Genomic DNA, 18,053 nt, shown 5'->3' on the forward strand with positions numbered 1-18,053 from the left:
TCGCTGGTGTCGCTCGGCGAGTTCAGCACCGTGGGCAACATGATGGGCGGGCTGATCGGCGGCAGCCTGATGATCGAAGGGCTGTTCGCCCGGCTCATGTACATGTCGCTCTACAAGATGCACGAGCTGGCGCTGCACGGGGTCGTCAAGGTCTCGCTCGACACGCTCGCCCGCCTGATCACGCGGCGCACCGAACCCCATGTCAAGCTGCATTGAGGCGTGCATGAGAGAGCCGAAGGCGCAGCGCGCCACTCGGTGGCCGGTTCGTGCGGCTGCGTGAACGGGTGGGGCAGGGCATCGCAGAAGAGACCCGCATGAAGATCCTCGTCGCGCAGGACGACCAGCTGCTGGCCGACGCGATCCTGTGCAGCCTGCGCGCGTCGCACGCCGTGGTCGATCACGTGGCCAACGGCTCGAAGGCCGATACGAGGCTCATCGCACATGGCGAGTTCGACCTGCTGATCCTCGATCTCGATCTGCCCGCCATGCACGGCCTCGAGATCCTCGAGCGCCTGCGTGCCCGCGGGTCACACCTGCCGGTGCTTGTACTCACCGGGGCCGACAGCGTGGAGGAGCGCGTGAAGAGCCTGGACCACGGCGCCGACGACTGCATGGCCAAGCCCTTCAGCCTGGAGGAGCTCCAGGCGCGCGTGCGCGCGCTCTCGCGGCGCGGCATGGGCAGCTCCGGCCATGCGATCCGGCTTGGCCCGCTGGTCTACGATCGGGCGAGCCGATCGACCACGCTCGACGGCAAGATGGTGGAGCTGTCGCCTCGGGAGCTCAGCCTGCTGGAGATGCTGCTGCAGCGCGCCGGTCGGCCGGTCAGCAAGTACCAGCTGGTGGAGCGCCTGCGCGAATGGGGCGAGGAGGTGAGCCTCAATGCGATCGAGGTGTACATCCACCGCCTGCGCAAGAAGATCGAAAAGGGACCGGTGCGCGTGGCGACGGTTCGCGGGCTCGGCAGCTATTGCCTGGAGAAGATCTCGGCCTGAGCTCGAAGTGCGCGCTCGGGGCCGACGAGGGTGCGAGGCCGAACTTGGCAGGAAAAGCGCCATGCCCCAAGTCCGCAGTGACCAGCGGCATGGCGGCCAGGGTGTCAGGCCGAGTCCCGCACCCGGGCGACCACCTCCTGCACCATCAGCTCCGGGCTCGCGAACACCGGCAGCCCCAGTTGGCCGGCGAGCGGTTCCGCCAGGTGCGCCAACGAGGCTTGCGCCAGCACGATGCGATCGACGCCTGGCGCCAACTTTGCCGCAGCCTCGCACACGAGGCGATCGTGCAAGTCACGCCGGCCACTGGCCAGGGCATCGAATGCCGCCGCACACAAGACGCTCTCTGCCGGGACATCCTGGCCGGCGCTCTGCGCGTGTGCCGCCAGCAGGGCCCGGCTGGGCGCGACCGTCGACCGGGTCGTGCAGATCAGACCGACGCGGCCCGGCGTGCTTGCCACGCGGGCGTAGAGGGGGTCGTCGATCTTGAGGATCGGCACACTCACCGTCTGGCGCGCGATATCGATGGCCGGCGATGTCGACGAGCAGGTGAAAACGATCAGCTCGGCACCCGCATCGGCCGCCATTTGTGACAGGGTGACGATGCGGCGCGTGATCCCGCTCGAAGGACCTTGCCGGATCAGGTCCTGCAGGACACTTTCGTCCAGCATGTGAAAGCAGTCTGCGTCCGGCAGTTCCGACTGGAAGCGCGGGCGGAAGCGTTCGACCAGCATCGCAACCGTATGGACGAAGGCAATGCGCCGGATCATGGAAACCTCTCGCGTGGTCAAGGGTTCAGACCGCGGCGGTGACCAGAATTTCCACCAGCAAGTCGGGGTGGGCCAGCTTGGATTCGCCGGTGGCGCGTGCCGGGCCGGCGTACTTGGGCACCCACGCGTCCCACACCTCGTTCATGCCCGCGAGGTCGCGTTCGATGCCGGCCTTGGCAAGGTGGCCGTCGACCAGACGGCTGAGGCGATGAGTGGATTCGATGCGGGTGATGTCGTTCATGGGTGCCGTCTCCAGGCGTTGAAAGGTGGAATCAAAGTTCGGCCAGCTCTGCGAGCGTGATCGGCTTGATGGGAGGGCGGATGCGGTAGTGGCCGACCTCGGCCGGAGAGACACCGCGTTCGTGCGCGATGACCTCGGTGACCGTGAGGCCGCAAAGGCGGCCCTGGCAGGGGCCCATGCCGCAGCGCGTGAAGGCCTTGCCCTGGCTCGGCCCCTGGCAGCCGAGGGCCACCGATCGGCGCAGTTCGCCGGCCGAGACTTCCTCGCAGCGACAGGCGATCACGTCGTCGGCCGGCACGCGATGCTGGATCTTCGGACGGTAGAGCGTGTCGAGGAAAGGCCGGATGTGCAGCTGGCGACGCAGCGCCGAGCGCAGCGGCGCCGCCTGGCGGTCGAATTCGCGTCGGGACACGCGCCCGGCATCGTGCGCCGCGGCCAGGCCGGCAAGCTGCCCTTGCAGGGCCGCTGCCGATCCGCCGGCGATGCCCCGCCCATCCCCGGCGATCAGGAAGCCTTCCAGCGCCAGGCGGCCCCAGGCATCGGCCGCCGGCACCCAGCACAGCTGCCGGTCGTCCCAACGGTGCGCCAGGCGCAGCGACGCCGTGATCTGGTTGTTCGGCACCACGCCCTGGTGCAGCAGCACGAGATCGGTCTGCACGCGGTGCGAGGTGGCGCCCACGCGAAAGCGCAGGCCCGTGGCCCGTTCGCCGCCTTCCACGGCGAGCTCGGTGGCGCCGCGGTAATGGGGAATGCCGGCGCTGCGGATGCTGCGGATCAGGCGCAGGCCTTTGCTCAGGTCGCGCCATCCGGCCAGTGCGCCGCCGAGATGGCGCAGGGCCTGCAGGTAGTCGCCGCGCTGCGTGGTGTCGACGATGGCGCCGATGCGCACACCGGCCCGCACGTACTGCCAGGCCAGCAGGTACAGCAACGGTCCGCAGCCGGCCAGCGCGACCGGCTGCGATGGCGCCACGCCGGCGCTCTTGAGAAGGATTTGCGCCGCCCCGGCCGTCATCACGCCGGGCAGCGTCCAGCCCGGAATCGGAAACGGCCGCTCCATGGCACCGGTGCACAGGATGACCTGGCCGGCCGTCATGGACCGGGATCGCCCATCCTTCAAGTAGTGAACGATGCGGTCGCGGGTGATGTTCCAGACGGCCGCGCCGCCCACGTGCCGCGCCGGCGATTGCACGAAGCGCTCCACCAGCGCCCGGCCCGCGGCGTAGTCGCCCCCGAGCACCTGCAGCCGATCGGTCCCGGCCTGCGTGACGTCACGGTAGATCTGGCCGCCCGGATGCGCCTGCTCGTCGAGCAACGCGACCGTCAGCCCCAACCCGGCCGCGGCGGCCGCCGCTGCGAGACCCGCCGGGCCCGCCCCCACGACGGCGACATCGACCGCGCCGTCCACCGCGTCAAGCTGCATGGCGGTCCTCAATGCTGTGCTCTGTAAAGTTCTCGCTGGTGTTCTCGTTGCTGCCGCCGCCGACCGTGCGGAGGACTTGCCAGCTGCGGGCACCTTCCTGCGAGCGGATCTTCATGCCCGGCTGGACCGCCACGAGACAGGCCTGGCGATTGGCCACGCCATCGATTTCCAGCAGGCATTCGAAGCAGACGCCCATCATGCAGTAGGGCGCGCGCGGCGCACCCGACACGGGCGTGGAGCGAAAGCGCGACACACCGGCCGCCAGCAAGGCGGCAGCCACCGAGCGCCGGCCGAGCACCGCAAGGCGGCGACCATCGAACTCGACGTCGATGAAGGGCTCGGTGGCGCCCGAGATCGGGCGAAAGAGCGGTTCAGTGGGCATGGTGGTGATCCAGGGGCTGGGTCGGATGGTCTGCGGCTGAAAAGCGGTCGCCCTGAAAGGCGTCCAGCTCCTCGGGTGCGGCGCCGCCATCGATCCACGGGGCGATGCGAAAGGCGTGGGCCGCGGCCAGGGTCACGCCGCTGTGGCACGTGACGACGTAGGCGCCTGGGCAGGAGCTCGATTCCTGGTAGATCGGATAGCCGTCGGGCGTCATCACCCGCAACGCCGCCCACACCCGAACCACATGGAGCTGGCCGAGCACGGGAAAACTGGCGACGGCGCGGCGCGCGAGCTCGGCCAGGGTGCTGCTCGTCGTGCTGTCGTCGAAGCCCGCATCTTCCATGGACTCCCCGATCTGGATGCCGCCCTCGTCGGTCTGGCGGATATGGCCGGTGGGATGGTCGAAGAGCTTTTCGGTGCGCTCGGTGACGATCACTTGCCCGCGATTCGGCCGCACCGGCGCATGAAGGCCGACCTGGCCGGCCAGGCGCGTGTTGCCCAGGCCCGCCGCCAAGACGAGCTTGGGCGCGCGAAACTGCTGGCCGCGCACGTGCGCCGTGAACAGGCCGTCCGCGTGCGTGATGCGCTCCACCCCGTGGCCTGTCTTCAGCATCACGCCTCGCTGCAGGCATGCGGTGTGCAGCGCGCGCAGCAGCTTGAGCGGATTGACATGTCCGTCCATCGGCGAGTAGCTGGCGCCGATCACGCTCGGTCCGATGTGGGGCAATCGCTGCAGCAGGGCCGCGCGGTCCAGGATTTCGAACGGGTAGTCGCCACCCACCTCATCGCGCACCGCGGCAAGCCGCTCGCTGCGGGCCTCGAGCTCGGCCTCGGAAAAGCACAGGTTGAAGGCGCCGTTCTGCCGGGCCTGGACGTCGATGCCGGTTTCGACTCGAAGTCGCGCCGCCAGCGTGGGCCACTGCCGGGCGGACTCCCGAGTCCAGCGGGCATAGTGGGGAACGCCGCGGCCCTTGCCGTGGACCCAGATCAAGCCGAAGTTTCCGCGCGAGGCGCGAAACGCATCGTCGCCCTCGTCCAGAACCGTGACCTTCTTGCCGAGCTGGCTCAGCCCATAGGCCACTGCCGTGCCGACCAGGCCGCCGCCAACCACGATCACATCGCTGGAAAACATGGATGCCTTTGGTGCCTGGCAGCGCGATGCTGCAGATGCAAGGTGCTCACCTAAAAATCAGCGACCTTGCCCCATGCCGAGCCGCTGAATCGCTCCGGCCGATAAGGGACCGGGTCGACGATGGGTTCGGCGCCGGTGACCAGGTCCGCAATGAGGTGGCCGGCGCCCGGGCCGATGCCGAAGCCGTGTCCGGAAAAGCCCGCGGCCAGGATGAAGCCCGGGATGGACGGCACTTCGCCGATGCCGGGAACGCCGTCCGGCGTGCTGTCGACGAAGCCGGCCCAGGCGTGCGTGATCCTGGCGTCGCGAAGCTGGGGCAGCAGTGCGACGGCGCGGCGCTGGGTCTCTTTGACCGTGGACAAGCAGGGCTTCGGGTCGAGGATGCGCACCCGCTCCATCGGCGTCGGCGCATCGAGCCGCCACCGCTTCAGCGTCTCGTGGCCACCATGAAGGCCTTGCAGGCCGCCCGGCAAGAGGTTGCGCCAGCGCTTGGCGAACATCGGCAGGAATTGCGGGGCGAAGCGCATGAACTGCGGCGTCACGTCCACGCGTGCGCGGCCGCTGATGGCCAGTGCATAGCGCCCGTCGTTGCGGCGCGTGGCGGACACGCCCGAGGTGAACAGCGCATCCGGCAGGCGATCGTCCACAGGCGCCACGCTCAGGATGGATTGGCGGATCGAGGCCTGGGGAAAGCGGATGCCGAGCTGGCGGCAGAACGAGGAGGCCCAGGCGCCGCCTGCGAGCACGGCCGTCCGGGTCTTGATGACCCCGGCTTCCGTGACGACGCCGCTGACCCGTCCGCCTTCCGTCTCGATGCCGCGGGCCGCGCAATTCTGGTGGACGCTGCCCCCGAGCTTGATGAGCGCAGCGGCCACGGCCGGCGCCGCCTTGCCGGGATCGGCGGTGCCATCGCTGGGCGAGAAGACGCCGCCTTTCCAGGCGCGGCCGGTCGCCTGCCCACGCTGCGCGGCTTCCCGGCTGCTCAGCACGTGGGTCGTCACGCCCGCGGTCCTGGCAAAGTCGCGCCAGCTAGCCCAGCGGGACAGTTCGGCGTCGTCGTTGCTGAGGTACAGCAGCCCGCAGCGGTGAAAACCGGTGTCTTCACCGCTGTCGGCGCCAAACTGCTCCCAGAGATCGAGGCTCTTGGTCGCCAAGGGCAGTTCGCGGGCGTCGCGGTTCTGCTGGCGGCACCAGCCCCAGTTGCGGCTGGACTGCTCGGCGCCGATCCTGCCCTTCTCGACCAAGGCGACCGAAAGGCCGCGCCGGGCCAGGTAGTAGGCGCTGAAGACACCGATGATGCCGCCGCCGATCACGACGACGTCGGCCGAGGCCGGTGGCTTGGGCGAAGTTTCGATAGGGTGCAGCGGAGGGGACATGATGAATCTCCCTCGTCGTCTCACGGCTGAACGCTTTGGACCACGTAGAACTTCGCCACGCGCTCGCTGCTTTCCCATCCGACCGGCGCGCCCTGTGGCACGAACAGCGCATCGCCGGTGCCTGCCGACAGCACGCTGCCATCAGGCGATGCGAATCGCACGTCGCCGGCCAGGAGATGCATGAACTCGTTCACGCGATGCGGACGGACGATCCGGTGGTAGGGCGTCGAGTCCCAGGTGCCGGCGCTGTACTGCGCGCCGTCGTCGATGAAGACCTTGTCGCTGCGGCACTCCGGCGAGGGGCCCAGCAGCACGTCCGCGGGCAGCGTGGCCGAGGGCTTGAAGTTGGCATCGGCGTGCAGGGGAAAGAGGCCGCGCTTCGTCGGCTTGTCGCAAGCGGCCGCGCAGAACACGAAACTGACGCGCGATCCGGCCTGGATGCGAAGCGAGGTACCGCATCCGATGACGGCACCTGCCTGGGGACCGACCACCAGCGGGGCCGCTCCGGCCGCGGTCAGGGTCAGCGCTCCCTCGAGCACGACGATGGTTTCGATGTGGGGGTAGCTTGCGACTTCGAGCTCGCCGATGAAGCTGATCCGACCCGCGCTCATCGAGCCCGGCCCTTCCCATGCGATCTCGCGCTGCCGTGCAAAAGGATCGCCCTTGCCGAACGCCGCCCTGCGGAAGGAAGTTGAAACGGGTGCGCCATCGGCGCGATGCAGCACGAGGGCCACGGTCATGATTGCTCCTGCGCGTTTGCGCGATGTCTTGGTGAAAAGCTGTCAGTCGTTGGTGGGTGCCGAGGCATCCTGGAAGCCGAGAATGGCCTTGGTTTCCAGATACTCCTCGAGACCCTCCATGCCGTATTCGCGGCCATTCCCCGAGCGCTTGTAGCCACCGAAGGGCGCTTGGGGATTCCACGCCGGATAGTTGATGTGCACCTGTCCGGCGCGGATGCGCGCCGCGACGGCGCGCGCCGCCCCGAGGTCCTGGCCTTGCACGTGAGCGCCCAGGCCGTAGACGGTGTCGTTGGCGATCTCCACGGCCTCGTCCACGCTGTCATAGGGAATGATCGCGAGCACCGGGCCGAAGATCTCCTCCTGTGCGATCTGCATGCGCGGATGGACCGCGCTGAAGATGGTCGGGCGGCAGTAGAAGCCGCGGCTCAAGCCTTCCGGCCGGCCGGGGCCGCCGCAAACGAGCCGCGCGCCTTCGGTGATGCCGATGCCGATCATTTCCTGCACCCGATTGAACTGCGCGCGATTCGCCACCGGGCCGTGCGTGGTCTGCGCCGAACGCGGGTCGCCCACGACGAGGCCGGCTGCCGCTTCGAGCGCAAGCCGTTCGACCTCCTGCAGGCGCGCGCGGGGCACGATCATGCGGGTCGGAGCGCTGCAGGACTGGCCGACATTGCGGAAGCCGCTCGCCACGCCCGGCGGTACGGCACGCGCCAGGTCCGCGTCCGGCAAGATCACGTTGGGCGACTTCCCGCCGAGTTCCTGGGCCACGCGCTTCACCGTCGGCGCCGCCGCTTGGGCCACCAGGACGCCGGCGCGGGTGGAACCGGTGATCGAGATCATGTCCACTTCCGGATGCGCCGACAGCGCGGCGCCGACCTCCGGCCCGCTGCCGTTCACCAGGTTGAACACGCCCGGCGGGATGCCGGCGTCCTGCACCACCTCGGCGAAAAGCAAGGCGCTCAGGGGCGACAGCTCGCTGGGCTTCAGGACCACCGTGCATCCCACCGCCAGGGCAGGTCCGACCTTGGCGGTGATCTGGTAGAGCGGCCAGTTCCAGGGCGTGATCAGGCCGCACACGCCGATGGCCTCGCGCATGATGGCCATGTTCCCGCGCTGCGTGACGAACGGGTAGTTGACCGCGTTGTCGCGGGCCACGCGGATGTGCTCGGCCGCAGAAGGCACCTGCGTGCTGCGTGCCATGCCGATGGCAGCGCCCATCTCCAGCGAGATCGCCTGGGCGAACAGTTCCGCGCGCTCCAGGACCAGGCGGTAAACGCGGTCGAGAAGCAGGGCCCTGCTCTGGACGGAGCTCACGGACCAGGTGGGGAAGACGCGGCGCGCCGCGGCCACCGCCGCATCGACGTCTTGCGCAGTTCCCAGCGCGATTTCCGCGACCGGCTCCTCGGTCGACGGGTCGATGACGGCGGCGCGCGCTTGCCCCTGCGGCACGACCCACTCGCCGTCGATGAACACGCGATCGAGGCGGCCGGCGCGCCTGAGGTGCTCGATGATGGAGGAGTTCATGGCGTCGGCCTTTCCGAAATGACTTGAAGGTTGTTCATGCCATCCGGACATGCATGGCCACGCAGGCTGGGCCATGCGGTGGGTGCGTCATGATGGGCAGAGCAGGGCTTTTGGATGTCCAAAAGTTTAGGCTGCACGCCGCACGCGACGATGCTTCAATGAGGGCCTTGCACAAAGCAGGCTGCGGTTGTGCGAGCCGCTACAGCAGATCCTGCCGTCGTGCATATGCCGGGTGCCGAGGTGCACCTGCCGGACCCCGGCCCCGGCATGCCGAGCCGTGCGGGGCGGGGCCTCGGCGGTCAGGCGCGAGGCAGCGTCGCGCTTCTGTCCAAGGCCCAGAGCTGCGCCAGCAGCGCCCGAGAGCGCTCGGCTCCAATCACGGGCGACGCCAACTCCAGATACTTTCCTTCGAGCTCGTCGTCGGTCAAAGCCTGCTCGGGGTCTCCCTTGCGGTTGGGCTGCAGGTGCTCGAGATGGCGCCCGTCGCGGGTCTCGATGACGATGCGTGCGGCGCGTTGCCCGGGAAAGGCCGCATCCAGTGCCGGATCGACCGCGACTTCGATGCGCTCCATCAGCGCGCGCGTGACCTGATCCTCCAGCCGCGCCGGCTCGTAGGCCGCCAGGTGTACGCTGCCGTGCGCCAATGCCGTTGCCACCACGTAAGTCAGGCTGAAGCGCGCTTCGTTGGCCGTGGTCGGATGCGTGTAGCAGGCGATGTCGAGCGCGGGCCGGTATGTCGCCACGTGAACGCGCTCGATGTTGCCGGCCTCGAGGCCGTGGCGCTGCTTCAGCTCGAGCGCACCGTCGATGGCGGCGAAGGTGTGACCGCAGCCGATGTGATTCTTGAAGGTCAGCCGGGTGATGTGGAAGTCCTGCCCCAGTGTCGCACCTGCCTGCGACCAGTCCGGGCCGTCGCTCATCGCCCGGCCCAGACCGATCTCGCCATCCAGCACGTCGAGCGAGCCGGTGACGCCGCGCCCCGCCAGCTGGGCCGCGAGGATGCCTGCTTCCGCGGCGCGGCCTGCATGCAGCGGCTTGGACATCGAGTCCATGCGAAACGCCTGCTGCAGCCCGGCCGTGAACGTGGCAGCGGTCGCCAAGGCATGGGCGAAGGCCGGCTCGTCCAGCGACATCAGGCAGGCAGCCGCGCTTGCGGCGCCGAAACTGCCGACCGTTCCCGTGCTGTGCCAGTACTTGTAGTGCGCTCGGCCCATGACGACGCCGATGCGCGTCGACACTTCGTACCCCAGAACGACACCCCGCAGGAACGCCGGCCCGTTGGCGCCGACGTCCTGGCCGGCGGCCAGCGCCGCGGCCACGGTCGCGGCACCGGGGTGGTACATGGCGTCCCGGAAACTGTCGTCCACTTCCGCGGCATGGGCCGCCGTGCCGTTGACGAGCGCTGCCGCGCGCGCCGTGGCCGCGCGGCCCCCTGCCAGAGAGGCTCGACCTCGGTCGAGGTCCTCGGCCAGGGCTTCTTCGAGCTGCCGCACGGGCGCGGCACCCAGGCCGGGAAACAGCGAGGCATACCAATCGATCACGGCGCGCTTGGCATGGTGAATGACCTCGGGCGGCAGCGGCTGCCGATGAAACTCGGCAGCGTAGCGGGCGAAGACTTCCGTTGCGTGCATGTCGACCTCCCGCTCAGGCCAGCACCACCACGCCGTCGGCAGCGCGCACGCCCTGGCCCTGCGGCAGCACGAAGACCGGGTTGATCTCGGCCTCGAGCAGGCGCTCGCCGAGCTGGGCCGCCATCGTCGAGAAGGCGACGATGGCATCGACCAGCGCCTCGACGTCGGCCTTGGGGCGGCCGCGGAAGCCGTCCAGCAAGGGCCAGGTCTTCAGCTCGCGCGCCATGGAGCGTGCGTCCTCGCGGCTCAGACCCCCCTGGGAGGGCAGCAGCCGCATCGTGGTGTCCTTGAACAGCTCGGCGGTGATGCCGCCCATGCCCAGAAGGATGGCCGTGCCCAGCACGTCGCGGTGCATGCCCAGGATCAGCTCGGTGCCGCCGCCCACCATCTCCTGCACCAGGAAGCGCTGGGGCCGAACGCCTGCCTTGCGCTCGACCTCGGCGGCCATCGCCTGCAGGCGCGCCCCCACGGTGTCTGCCGTCAGGTTCACGGCGACGCCGCCGACATCGCTCTTGTGCGTGATCTCGGCCGAGAGGATCTTGAGCACGATTCGACCGCCCAGCTCGCGCGCTGCAGCTTCGGCCTGGGCCGGGGTCGTCACGACCCTCTCACGCGCGCAGGGCACGCCGAAGCGGGTGAACAGCTGCTTGGCCTCGGCTTCATCCAGGGAGCCCCTGGGCAGCTCGTCGATGGCCACATCGGCCACCGGCGCGCCGGATGGCTGCGGCTCCTGCCAGCTGCCGACGTTAAGCATCGCGCTCAGCGCGGAGGTACAGCTTTCGGCCGCAGCAAAGGCAGGCACGCCGCGCTGCGTGAGCAAGGCCGCGACTTCGGGCGCGTGCGGGCTCACGTAGGCGATCACCGGCTTGTCCGAGCGGGGCAGGCAATCCTGGATGGCGCCTGCCATCAGCTCCGGCATGGCCAGGCTGGACGAGCCGACGATGATCGCCAGCGCATCGTAGCTGGGGCTCTCGAGGAGGATGTCGATGGCGCCGCGCAGCAGGTCCGGCTGCAGGCCGGCCAAGGTCACGTCGATGGGATTGCGGTCCAGCACCGCGTGATCGCCGCTCTGCAGCGCGCGCAAGGCCTCGGCCGTTGCAGGGTCCGGCGCCGGTGTCTCGAACCCTTGCATGCCCAGGTCGTCCGAAACCAAGGTTCCGGCGCCGCCCGTCGAGGTCAGGATGGCCACGCGCTTGCCGCGCAGCTTGCGGCCCGTGGCCAGCGCGACCGGGATGTCGAGGAGGTCCCCGAAGGTCTGGGCCCGGATCACGCCGACCTGCTTGAACAGCGCGTCGTACATGCTGTCGGCGCCCGCCAAGGCACCGGTGTGCGACACGGCGGCCTTGGCGCCGGCTTCGGAGCGTCCGATCTTGAAGGCGACCACCGGCTTGCCCGCGCGAGCCGCCTTCAGGGCAGCGGCGCGAAACTTCTCGGGATGGCGGACGCTCTCCACGTACAAGGCGATGACCTTGGTCGCGGCGTCGTCGGCCAGGTGATCGACAAAATCCGCCAGGTCCAGATCCACCTCGTTGCTGGTCGAGATCAATTTCGACAGGCCGATGCCGCGCGCCGCGGCACGCGACAGCAGCGCCCCGAGGATGCCGCCGCTTTGCGAGACCACGCCGATCCCGCCGGCGGGGAAGTGCTCCATCTCGAGCGCGCCACTGGCGGAGAGCACGATGTTGTCGGTCAGGTTGACCAGCCCGATCGTGTTGGGGCCGAGGATGCGCATGCTGCCGGCCGCCTCGATGAGCTGCTGCTGGCGACGCGCGCCTTCCTCGCCGGTCTCGGTGTAGCCGCTGGCGAGAACGATCGCGGCCGCGGTTCCCTTTGCCGCGAGTTCGCGGACGGCCTGGTGCGCGCGCTCCGCACCCAGCAGCACGATGCCGACGTCCGGTGTTCCGGGGATCGACGCGATGTCTGCGTAGCAAGTGAGGCCATCGATCGCATCGACACGCGGATTGACCGGGTAGATCTCGCCGGTGAAGCCGTGCTTGCGCAGGTAGGCCACCGGGCGGCCGGCGGTCTTGGCGGCGTCCGCCGAAGCGCCGATCACGGCGACGCTGCGCGGCGCGAGGAGCCTGGCGATGGCGTTCGCTTCGTTCATGGGTTCGTCTCCTTTTTTGCGCTGCTCTTCGCCAGGAAAGCCATCACCGATTCGCGGTGCTCGGTACTCGTGTAGCAGATCCCCTGCGCCTGGCTGCCCTGGGCGAACACCTGGTGCGCGGACATCTCGAAGCTCTGGTTGAGGATCGTCTTGCCCAGGGCCAGGGCGGTGGCCGACCCCTTGCTCATCTCTGCTGCCCAGCGCTGCGCATCGGGCACGAGGGTTTCGGCCTCCGACCGGCGATCCGCGATGCCGAGCCGCAAGGCTTCGTCGAGCTCGACCTTCCGGCCGCTGAAGATCAATTCCTTGGCCTTCGAGAGGCCGACCCGGCGCGGCAGGAAGTACATGCCCCCGCCATCGGGAACGATGCCGCGATGGATGTAGGACCAGGTGAAGCTCGCCGCATCCGAGGCGATGATGAAGTCGCATGCCAGCGCGGTGTCGGCACCGAGGCCGGAAGCAGCCCCGTTGACGGCTGCGATCGTCGGCTTGGGCATGGTGTGCAGCAGCGACTGGGCGTGGTGCACGCGTTGCTGGCGGCTCCACCCGTTGAAGCCGACCTCGCCCGCGGGCGCCTGCATCCGCCGCTCCATGCCGGCGACATCCCCGCCGGCGCAGAAGCCCTTGCCGCGCCCGGTGAGCACCAAGGCACGGATCGCCTTGTCGTGGCTCACTTGCTCCAGCGCCGCGATGAATTGCGTGCGCATGTCGTCGCTCATGGCGTTGCGCTTGTCGGGACGGTTCAACCACAGGGTGGCGACGCCGTCTGCAACTTCCAGCTCGATCATTCGTTCGGTCATCTCAGCGTCTCCGTCATTCGTTGGTGATGTTGTTTTCCTTGACGACCTTGCGCCAACGCGCTTCCTCGCCCTTGGCGTACTTGTCGAACTCCGCAGGCGCTCCGCCATGGATCACGAGGCCTTCCGCTTCGACGCGCTTGCGAAAGGCGTCCGTCTGGACGGCCTTCCTGGCGGCGGCGTTCAAGCGGGCGATGACGTCTGCCGGCGTGCCTGCAGGCACATACAGGCCATACCAGCTGTCGGCCACATAGCCGGGCACACCGCTTTCCGCGATCGTGGGAACCTTGGCCAATGCGTGGGAGGAGGATCGCGTGGCCGTGGTCACTGCCAGTGCACGCAGCTTGCCGCTTTCGACGAAGCTGCCCACTGCAGCCGCGGTCGCGAACATGACATCGACCTGGCCGCCCAGCAGATCGGTGATGGCCGGACCCGCGCCCCGGTAGGGGATGTGGGTGATGTTCGTCTTGGTCAGGTTCTTGAAGAGCTCACCCGCGAGGTGCGCCGACGTGCCCGCGCCCTGCGAGGCGAACGACAGCTTGCCCGGATTCGCCTTGGCTGCGTCGATGAGGTCCTTGACCGACTTGAGAGGGCTCTCGGCGCGCACCACCAGCACGTTCGGAGAAACGCCGATCAGCATGACCGGCGCGAAGGCCTTCTCGTGGTTGTAGGGGAGCTTGCTCTGGATGCTGGGGTTGACCACGTGGGCCACGGTGGCCATCACCATCGTGTAGCCGTCGGGTGCGGACTTCGCCACCGCGTCCGTCCCGATGATGGTGCCCGCACCGGGCTTGTTGTCGATGATGACCGGCTGGCCCAACTCCTGGCCCATGGCGATGCCCATGGTTCGGGCGACCAGGTCGGTGCCGCCGCCCGGTGCAAACGGCACGACGATCTTGACGGGCTTGTCGGGGAAGGCGGCAAGCGCCGGCGGCGTGAGGGCGGCGGTCGCCGCGGCGATCGAAAAAAGTACCGAGGCGATCCTGCGGCGTGCCGTGGGTAAGCGTTGTTGCAAGGTTTGTCTCCAAGTGGAAGAAGAAGGGGCGAAGGCGGAATCGATGGCGGCTGGGTCTTCTCATCGAGTGCCGCCAGCTTAGGTCTGCGGAGTGCCTTGCGCACCCCCCTATTTCCAAGCAGTGGAATTACACTGGGGCATTCTTCGGCCGCGAAACCCCTGCCCATGCCAGCCCGACGCCAACATTTCGAAGAGCCCACGCTCAACCGGTCGCTCGAGCGTGGCATCGAGATCCTGCGGGCGTTCAGGCCGGGCGCTGACTTGCTGGGAAACGGCGAGATCTCGGAGCGCACCGGGCTGTCGCGCGCTACCGTCAGTCGCCTGACCCAGACGCTGGTCGAAGTCGGAATGCTCGAGCACGATCGGAGCCTTCGGGCCTACCGGCTTGCCGCGCCCGTGCTGAGCTTTGCCCACGCGATGCGGGCCGGCTCCCCGGTGTTGAACGCGGTTGCGCCGCTGATGCAGAGCTTGGCGGAAAAGCTTCGCATCAATGTGGGCTTGGCAGTGCCGGACCGGGACGAAATGGTCTACCTGGAATCAGTCCGCTACAACCGCAGGGTTTCGCTGCGCAACGTCGTTGCGGGGCAGCGAATACCGATGGAGCTCACGTCCCTGGGCCGGGCCTACCTGGCGGTCGCCGACGAGCCCAGGCGGCGCGCTCTCATGGCGCAGTTTCGCGAACGACGCGGGAGCGGCTGGAACCCGATTCGCGACGAGATCAAGAGCGCGGCCCGGAGCGTGGCCGAGCGCGGCTTCTGTTCGGCCTCGTGGCAACCGGAGGTGGTTGCCCTCGCGACGCCAATGGTGCTGGAAGGCCGGCCGGTCTATGTGCTCAACGTGAGCGTCACGACGAAGGGCAGCGTTGCGCAAGCCGAGTCGATGCTTGCAGGCCCGCTGCTCGAACTCGCGGAGAAGGTGAAATCCACCCTCGCCGCGCTGGAGCTCAATCGATCTTGATGTTGGCTTCCTTGACCGCCTGGCCGATCTTCGTCAGGTCCTCGCGGATCAACTTCTTGAACTGTTCGGGCGTCGACTTCGAGGGAACGAAGGACAGCTCGGCAAACTTGGCCTTGAGCGCCGGCGTGTCGACCGCCTTGGCGATCTCGGCATTGAGCCGGTTCGTCACCGCCAGGGGCATGTCTGCCGGTCCCCAGATGCCATACCAGGAGAGAAGCTCAAAACCTGGAATGCCGCTTTCGGCGACCGTCGGCACGTCCGGCATATTGGCCACGCGGGTCTTGCTCGTGACGGCAAGTGCGCGCAACCGTCCTGCCTGGACGAAGGAGCGAACGCCGGGCATGGGCGAAACCGCGGCTGACACGTGGCCGCCGACGACATCCGTCAGTTGCGGCACCGCACCCTTGTACGCAATGATTTCCATGTCGAGCTTCAGTGCCCGATTGATCATTTCCTCGCTCAGGTGGCTGGTCGTGCCCAGGCCGGACGTCGCCCAGGTGTACTTGCCGGGATTCGCCCGGGCCAAGGTGGCGAATTCGCGCAGGCTTTTTGCCGGCACATCGTTGTTCACCGCGACCACCAGCGGCACGTAGCCGATCTGCCCGACAGGCGTGAAGTCCTGCTCTGCGTCGTAGGTCTTCTTCGCGACGACCAGCGGCATATAGACCTGGCTCGAGGCATTGAACAGCAAGGTGTAGCCGTCGGCCTTCGCCTTCTTGACGTTCAGCGATCCCAGCACGCCCGAAGCACCGGGCAGGTTCTCGATGACGATGGGCTGGCCCAACTGCCTCTGCAACTGGTCGGCGACCATGCGCCCGACCGTGTCGATCGATCCGCCCGGGGTGTACGGGATGATCATCTTGATGGGCTTGTCCGGATACTCGCTCGCCATGCATGCCTGGGCGCTTGCAAGGCTGATGCCCAGCAGGGCGAATCTCGCCAGCGAAATGGTTTTCTTCAACACGCGATGTCTCCTTGGGTAGTTGGAAAAGGCAGGGGCTGGAGAAGGCCTGGCCGGCGGCCAACAGCCACCTGGCACCAGCCGGATAGGGGGAAGTGGGAAGCGGGAAGCGGGAAGCGCTACTTGGGGTACACCGCGCGCGCAAAGTCGGCGATGGCATCGCTCATCGCCTGCGGTTGCTCGGGCGCCATCGCGTGGCCTGCGTCACGAATCACCCGGACGGTGACCCGATCGCCCAGGTACGGCTTCATGACGTCGGGAATGACGACTGCGTCGTGCTCAGCCTGCAGGTCGAGAATGGGCACGCTGTCGCCGCCGGAGAAGTAGTCATCGACGGGCGTCATCTCGCGCGCCCGACCTTGCGCCTCGTGTGCCGCCGGGAACCAGCCGTCGAGCCAGACGCTCGGGTCATGACCTGGTGCGAAGAAGGCCTTGCGGAGGCATTCCAGTCGTCGGCTGGTCGGAAGGGTCAGGTCGCCGGCGCCGTCGATCGCATCGCGCAGCCGGCTGTAGGGCTTCTCGGTCGACCCCGGAGGAAGCTTTCCTGCAGAAGCCGCGGCCATGACGATGCCGCACACCAGGTCGGGTCGATCCGCAGCCAGCGTAGGCGCCGGCTGACTGCCCCATGCATGCCCGACGACCACGATCGGACCCGTCGCCTCATGGTCGAGCACTGCGGCCACATCGCGAGCAAAGTCGTGCAGATCCAGATTCTCCATGGGGCCGCGGCTCAAGCCCACGCCCCGCGGCTCGGGGCGCAGGACCCGAAATCCGGCGGCTGTCAGCTTGGCAGCGACTTCGTCGTAGTCACGTCCCGAGCGAGCCAGCGACGGCAAGATGCAAATGACGGGACCTGTCCCTTGATCGTTGAACTCGATGCTGATGGCTTCGACCGAGTGCTCGGGACGGTATGAAATGAGCTTGCTCGACGCGTGCAGCTGCCGAGCGGGGTTTGTGTGGGCTTCGGTACGCATGGCCGCAAGTTTCGTCAGCACTGCGGTCGGCGGTAAGGACACGCGCCTTATATCAGCTATGCCTGTCGGCTATGTCGCCGGCGTCCCTCCCGATCAGCTAGCGACCTCGAAAGTCCAGTTCTTGCAGCAACTGCGCCGTCCCTCGCGTGAGACGGGTTCCCGGGCGCGCCTTCGGGGTCGCCAGGACCAACGCGTTCCAGATGCTCGGTGGCCCGATCGGTGCGCGAGGCAGCAATTCATCGCCGCTGGCGCCCAAGGCGCTCTCCGGAAGCACCGTGCAGCCCACGCCGGTCTGCACGAGCGCAACCGCCGTTCGGACCGCGCCCACCTCGGCGAGCACCCTCAACTGAATGCCGCGCGATTCGAGCACGGAATCGAGCAGATGCCGAATGGCATTGGGCGCGCTCGGCAGCACCATCGGATAGTTGGCCAGCGCGGCCAGGCCGACGCGCGGCGGTAGCTTGCTTTTCGGAGGCGCGACCAACAGGAGCTTCTCGCGCATCAGCGGCTGGAACGCAAGCTGCGGGGAGGCTGCGGGATCGAAGAGAAGCGCCAGGTCGAGCTTGCCCGCGATAAGCGACTCCCGCAGCGCGACGCTCAAGCCCTCCAGAACGGTGATCACCGCACGCGGAAACCGCTCCCGAAACCTCTGGACAAGTGGCGTGCTCAAGCCCAGCGCCACGCGCGGGGGCATCCCCACCACGATTCGACCCCCAGGGCTTTCATCCATCTCCCCGAGCTCGTCCCGTGCGCGGCGTGAGATGTCCAGCATGGTGCGCGCATGGACAAGCAAGGCATCGCCCGCTTCAGTAGGAGCCACGCCGCGTCCCGTTCTCACAAGCAGGCGCTGCCCGAGATCGGCCTCCAGCAGGGCGATCTGCCTGCTCAGGCTGGGCTGCGCCAGATTCAGCACCGCCGCCCCGCGACTGAAACTGCCTGCGTCGACCACCGTCACGAAATACTGCAACTGACGAAGCTCCATAGCTGACGAGCATAGCTGAAATAGCAGGAATGTCCTTACGCACACCCGCGTGCAT

17 protein-coding genes and 1 pseudogene are annotated in these 18,053 nt (G+C 68.0%); 3 read left to right on the top strand and 15 right to left on the bottom strand.

Going from position 1 to position 18,053, the window contains the following annotated elements:
• Nucleotides 1–216: pseudogene (locus AC3A6Y_RS22840) on the top strand (NAD(P)/FAD-dependent oxidoreductase); the annotation flags it as partial.
• Nucleotides 217–314: 98 nt separating this feature from the next.
• Complete coding sequence (locus AC3A6Y_RS22845) at nt 315–992, top strand: response regulator (RefSeq protein WP_487870528.1); 678 nt, start codon at nt 315–317, stop codon at nt 990–992.
• A gap of 104 nt (nt 993–1,096) precedes the next feature.
• Here the strand turns inward: AC3A6Y_RS22845 and AC3A6Y_RS22850 are convergent, their stop codons facing one another.
• The 12 genes from AC3A6Y_RS22850 to AC3A6Y_RS22905 all read right to left on the bottom strand — a co-directional run bounded on the left by AC3A6Y_RS22850 (nt 1,097) and on the right by AC3A6Y_RS22905 (nt 14,124).
• Entirely contained in the window at nt 1,097–1,759 is a 663-nt protein-coding gene (locus AC3A6Y_RS22850; RefSeq protein WP_487870529.1) for an aspartate/glutamate racemase family protein, read from the bottom strand.
• A gap of 25 nt (nt 1,760–1,784) precedes the next feature.
• Nucleotides 1,785–2,000: a RidA family protein gene (locus tag AC3A6Y_RS22855; RefSeq protein WP_487870530.1), complete on the bottom strand. Its 216-nt coding sequence runs from the start codon at nt 1,998–2,000 to the stop codon at nt 1,785–1,787.
• A 31-nt stretch (nt 2,001–2,031) separates the two neighbouring features.
• Nucleotides 2,032–3,420: an FAD/NAD(P)-dependent oxidoreductase gene (locus tag AC3A6Y_RS22860; protein WP_487870531.1), complete on the bottom strand. Its 1,389-nt coding sequence runs from the start codon at nt 3,418–3,420 to the stop codon at nt 2,032–2,034.
• Entirely contained in the window at nt 3,410–3,802 is a 393-nt protein-coding gene (locus tag AC3A6Y_RS22865) for a (2Fe-2S)-binding protein (RefSeq protein ID WP_487870532.1), read from the bottom strand. The genes AC3A6Y_RS22860 and AC3A6Y_RS22865 overlap by 11 nt, the downstream gene beginning before the upstream one ends.
• Complete coding sequence (locus AC3A6Y_RS22870) at nt 3,792–4,934, bottom strand: NAD(P)/FAD-dependent oxidoreductase (protein WP_487870533.1); 1,143 nt, start codon at nt 4,932–4,934, stop codon at nt 3,792–3,794. Before AC3A6Y_RS22870 ends, AC3A6Y_RS22865 begins: the two co-directional genes overlap by 11 nt.
• Before the next feature lie 50 nt (nt 4,935–4,984).
• Nucleotides 4,985–6,310, bottom strand: a complete 1,326-nt coding sequence (locus AC3A6Y_RS22875) for an NAD(P)/FAD-dependent oxidoreductase (protein WP_487870534.1) — start codon at nt 6,308–6,310, stop codon at nt 4,985–4,987.
• A 20-nt stretch (nt 6,311–6,330) separates the two neighbouring features.
• Nucleotides 6,331–7,050 (bottom strand): cupin domain-containing protein, encoded by a 720-nt coding sequence (locus AC3A6Y_RS22880; protein ID WP_487870535.1) that lies wholly within the window; start codon nt 7,048–7,050, stop codon nt 6,331–6,333.
• A 42-nt stretch (nt 7,051–7,092) separates the two neighbouring features.
• Nucleotides 7,093–8,574, bottom strand: coding sequence for an aldehyde dehydrogenase family protein (locus AC3A6Y_RS22885; protein ID WP_487870536.1), 1,482 nt, complete (start codon nt 8,572–8,574; stop codon nt 7,093–7,095).
• Nucleotides 8,575–8,873: 299 nt separating this feature from the next.
• A complete protein-coding gene (locus tag AC3A6Y_RS22890) occupies nt 8,874–10,205 on the bottom strand; it encodes an MmgE/PrpD family protein (RefSeq protein ID WP_487870537.1) in 1,332 nt (443 codons plus the stop codon).
• A gap of 13 nt (nt 10,206–10,218) precedes the next feature.
• Complete coding sequence (locus AC3A6Y_RS22895) at nt 10,219–12,312, bottom strand: acetate--CoA ligase family protein (RefSeq protein ID WP_487870538.1); 2,094 nt, start codon at nt 12,310–12,312, stop codon at nt 10,219–10,221.
• The gene (locus tag AC3A6Y_RS22900; protein WP_487870539.1) at nt 12,309–13,112 is read right to left on the bottom strand and encodes an enoyl-CoA hydratase/isomerase family protein; all 804 of its coding nucleotides are present in this window, start codon (nt 13,110–13,112) and stop codon (nt 12,309–12,311) included. The genes AC3A6Y_RS22895 and AC3A6Y_RS22900 overlap by 4 nt, the downstream gene beginning before the upstream one ends.
• A gap of 13 nt (nt 13,113–13,125) precedes the next feature.
• A complete protein-coding gene (locus AC3A6Y_RS22905) occupies nt 13,126–14,124 on the bottom strand; it encodes a tripartite tricarboxylate transporter substrate binding protein (protein WP_487870540.1) in 999 nt (332 codons plus the stop codon).
• A 165-nt stretch (nt 14,125–14,289) separates the two neighbouring features.
• On the opposite strand from AC3A6Y_RS22905, the gene AC3A6Y_RS22910 reads away from it, so the two are divergent.
• Complete coding sequence (locus tag AC3A6Y_RS22910; RefSeq protein WP_487870541.1) at nt 14,290–15,081, top strand: IclR family transcriptional regulator; 792 nt, start codon at nt 14,290–14,292, stop codon at nt 15,079–15,081.
• Here AC3A6Y_RS22910 and AC3A6Y_RS22915 read toward each other — a convergent pair.
• From AC3A6Y_RS22915 to AC3A6Y_RS22925, 3 genes are all read right to left on the bottom strand, one after another.
• On the bottom strand, nt 15,068–16,045 hold the full coding sequence (locus AC3A6Y_RS22915) for a Bug family tripartite tricarboxylate transporter substrate binding protein (protein WP_487870542.1): 978 nt from the start codon (nt 16,043–16,045) through the stop codon (nt 15,068–15,070). The genes AC3A6Y_RS22910 and AC3A6Y_RS22915 overlap by 14 nt on opposite strands.
• Nucleotides 16,046–16,161: 116 nt before the next feature.
• Nucleotides 16,162–17,016 carry an alpha/beta fold hydrolase gene (locus AC3A6Y_RS22920; protein WP_487870543.1) on the bottom strand — a complete coding sequence of 285 codons (855 nt, stop codon included), beginning with the start codon at nt 17,014–17,016 and terminating at the stop codon, nt 16,162–16,164.
• Between the two features lie 97 nt (nt 17,017–17,113).
• Nucleotides 17,114–17,998: a LysR substrate-binding domain-containing protein gene (locus tag AC3A6Y_RS22925; RefSeq protein ID WP_487870544.1), complete on the bottom strand. Its 885-nt coding sequence runs from the start codon at nt 17,996–17,998 to the stop codon at nt 17,114–17,116.
• Between the last annotated feature and the right edge of the window lie 55 nt (nt 17,999–18,053).

The organism is Variovorax sp. Soil_C_17, from assembly GCF_057657265.1.

What these genes read in the sequence shown, in the direction of transcription:
- AC3A6Y_RS22895 (WP_487870538.1), bottom strand. Translation starts at nt 12,312, where the DNA reads ATGAACGAAGCGAACGCCATCGCCAGGCTCCTCGCGCCGCGCAGCGTC.
- AC3A6Y_RS22845 (WP_487870528.1), top strand. Translation starts at nt 315, where the DNA reads ATGAAGATCCTCGTCGCGCAGGACGACCAGCTGCTGGCCGACGCGATC.
- AC3A6Y_RS22925 (WP_487870544.1), bottom strand. Translation starts at nt 17,998, where the DNA reads ATGGAGCTTCGTCAGTTGCAGTATTTCGTGACGGTGGTCGACGCAGGC.
- AC3A6Y_RS22900 (WP_487870539.1), bottom strand. Translation starts at nt 13,112, where the DNA reads ATGACCGAACGAATGATCGAGCTGGAAGTTGCAGACGGCGTCGCCACC.
- AC3A6Y_RS22870 (WP_487870533.1), bottom strand. Translation starts at nt 4,934, where the DNA reads ATGTTTTCCAGCGATGTGATCGTGGTTGGCGGCGGCCTGGTCGGCACG.
- AC3A6Y_RS22880 (WP_487870535.1), bottom strand. Translation starts at nt 7,050, where the DNA reads ATGACCGTGGCCCTCGTGCTGCATCGCGCCGATGGCGCACCCGTTTCA.
- AC3A6Y_RS22890 (WP_487870537.1), bottom strand. Translation starts at nt 10,205, where the DNA reads ATGCACGCAACGGAAGTCTTCGCCCGCTACGCTGCCGAGTTTCATCGG.
- AC3A6Y_RS22885 (WP_487870536.1), bottom strand. Translation starts at nt 8,574, where the DNA reads ATGAACTCCTCCATCATCGAGCACCTCAGGCGCGCCGGCCGCCTCGAT.
- AC3A6Y_RS22910 (WP_487870541.1), top strand. Translation starts at nt 14,290, where the DNA reads ATGCCAGCCCGACGCCAACATTTCGAAGAGCCCACGCTCAACCGGTCG.
- AC3A6Y_RS22860 (WP_487870531.1), bottom strand. Translation starts at nt 3,420, where the DNA reads ATGCAGCTTGACGCGGTGGACGGCGCGGTCGATGTCGCCGTCGTGGGG.
- AC3A6Y_RS22920 (WP_487870543.1), bottom strand. Translation starts at nt 17,016, where the DNA reads ATGCGTACCGAAGCCCACACAAACCCCGCTCGGCAGCTGCACGCGTCG.
- AC3A6Y_RS22875 (WP_487870534.1), bottom strand. Translation starts at nt 6,310, where the DNA reads ATGTCCCCTCCGCTGCACCCTATCGAAACTTCGCCCAAGCCACCGGCC.
- AC3A6Y_RS22865 (WP_487870532.1), bottom strand. Translation starts at nt 3,802, where the DNA reads ATGCCCACTGAACCGCTCTTTCGCCCGATCTCGGGCGCCACCGAGCCC.
- AC3A6Y_RS22850 (WP_487870529.1), bottom strand. Translation starts at nt 1,759, where the DNA reads ATGATCCGGCGCATTGCCTTCGTCCATACGGTTGCGATGCTGGTCGAA.
- AC3A6Y_RS22855 (WP_487870530.1), bottom strand. Translation starts at nt 2,000, where the DNA reads ATGAACGACATCACCCGCATCGAATCCACTCATCGCCTCAGCCGTCTG.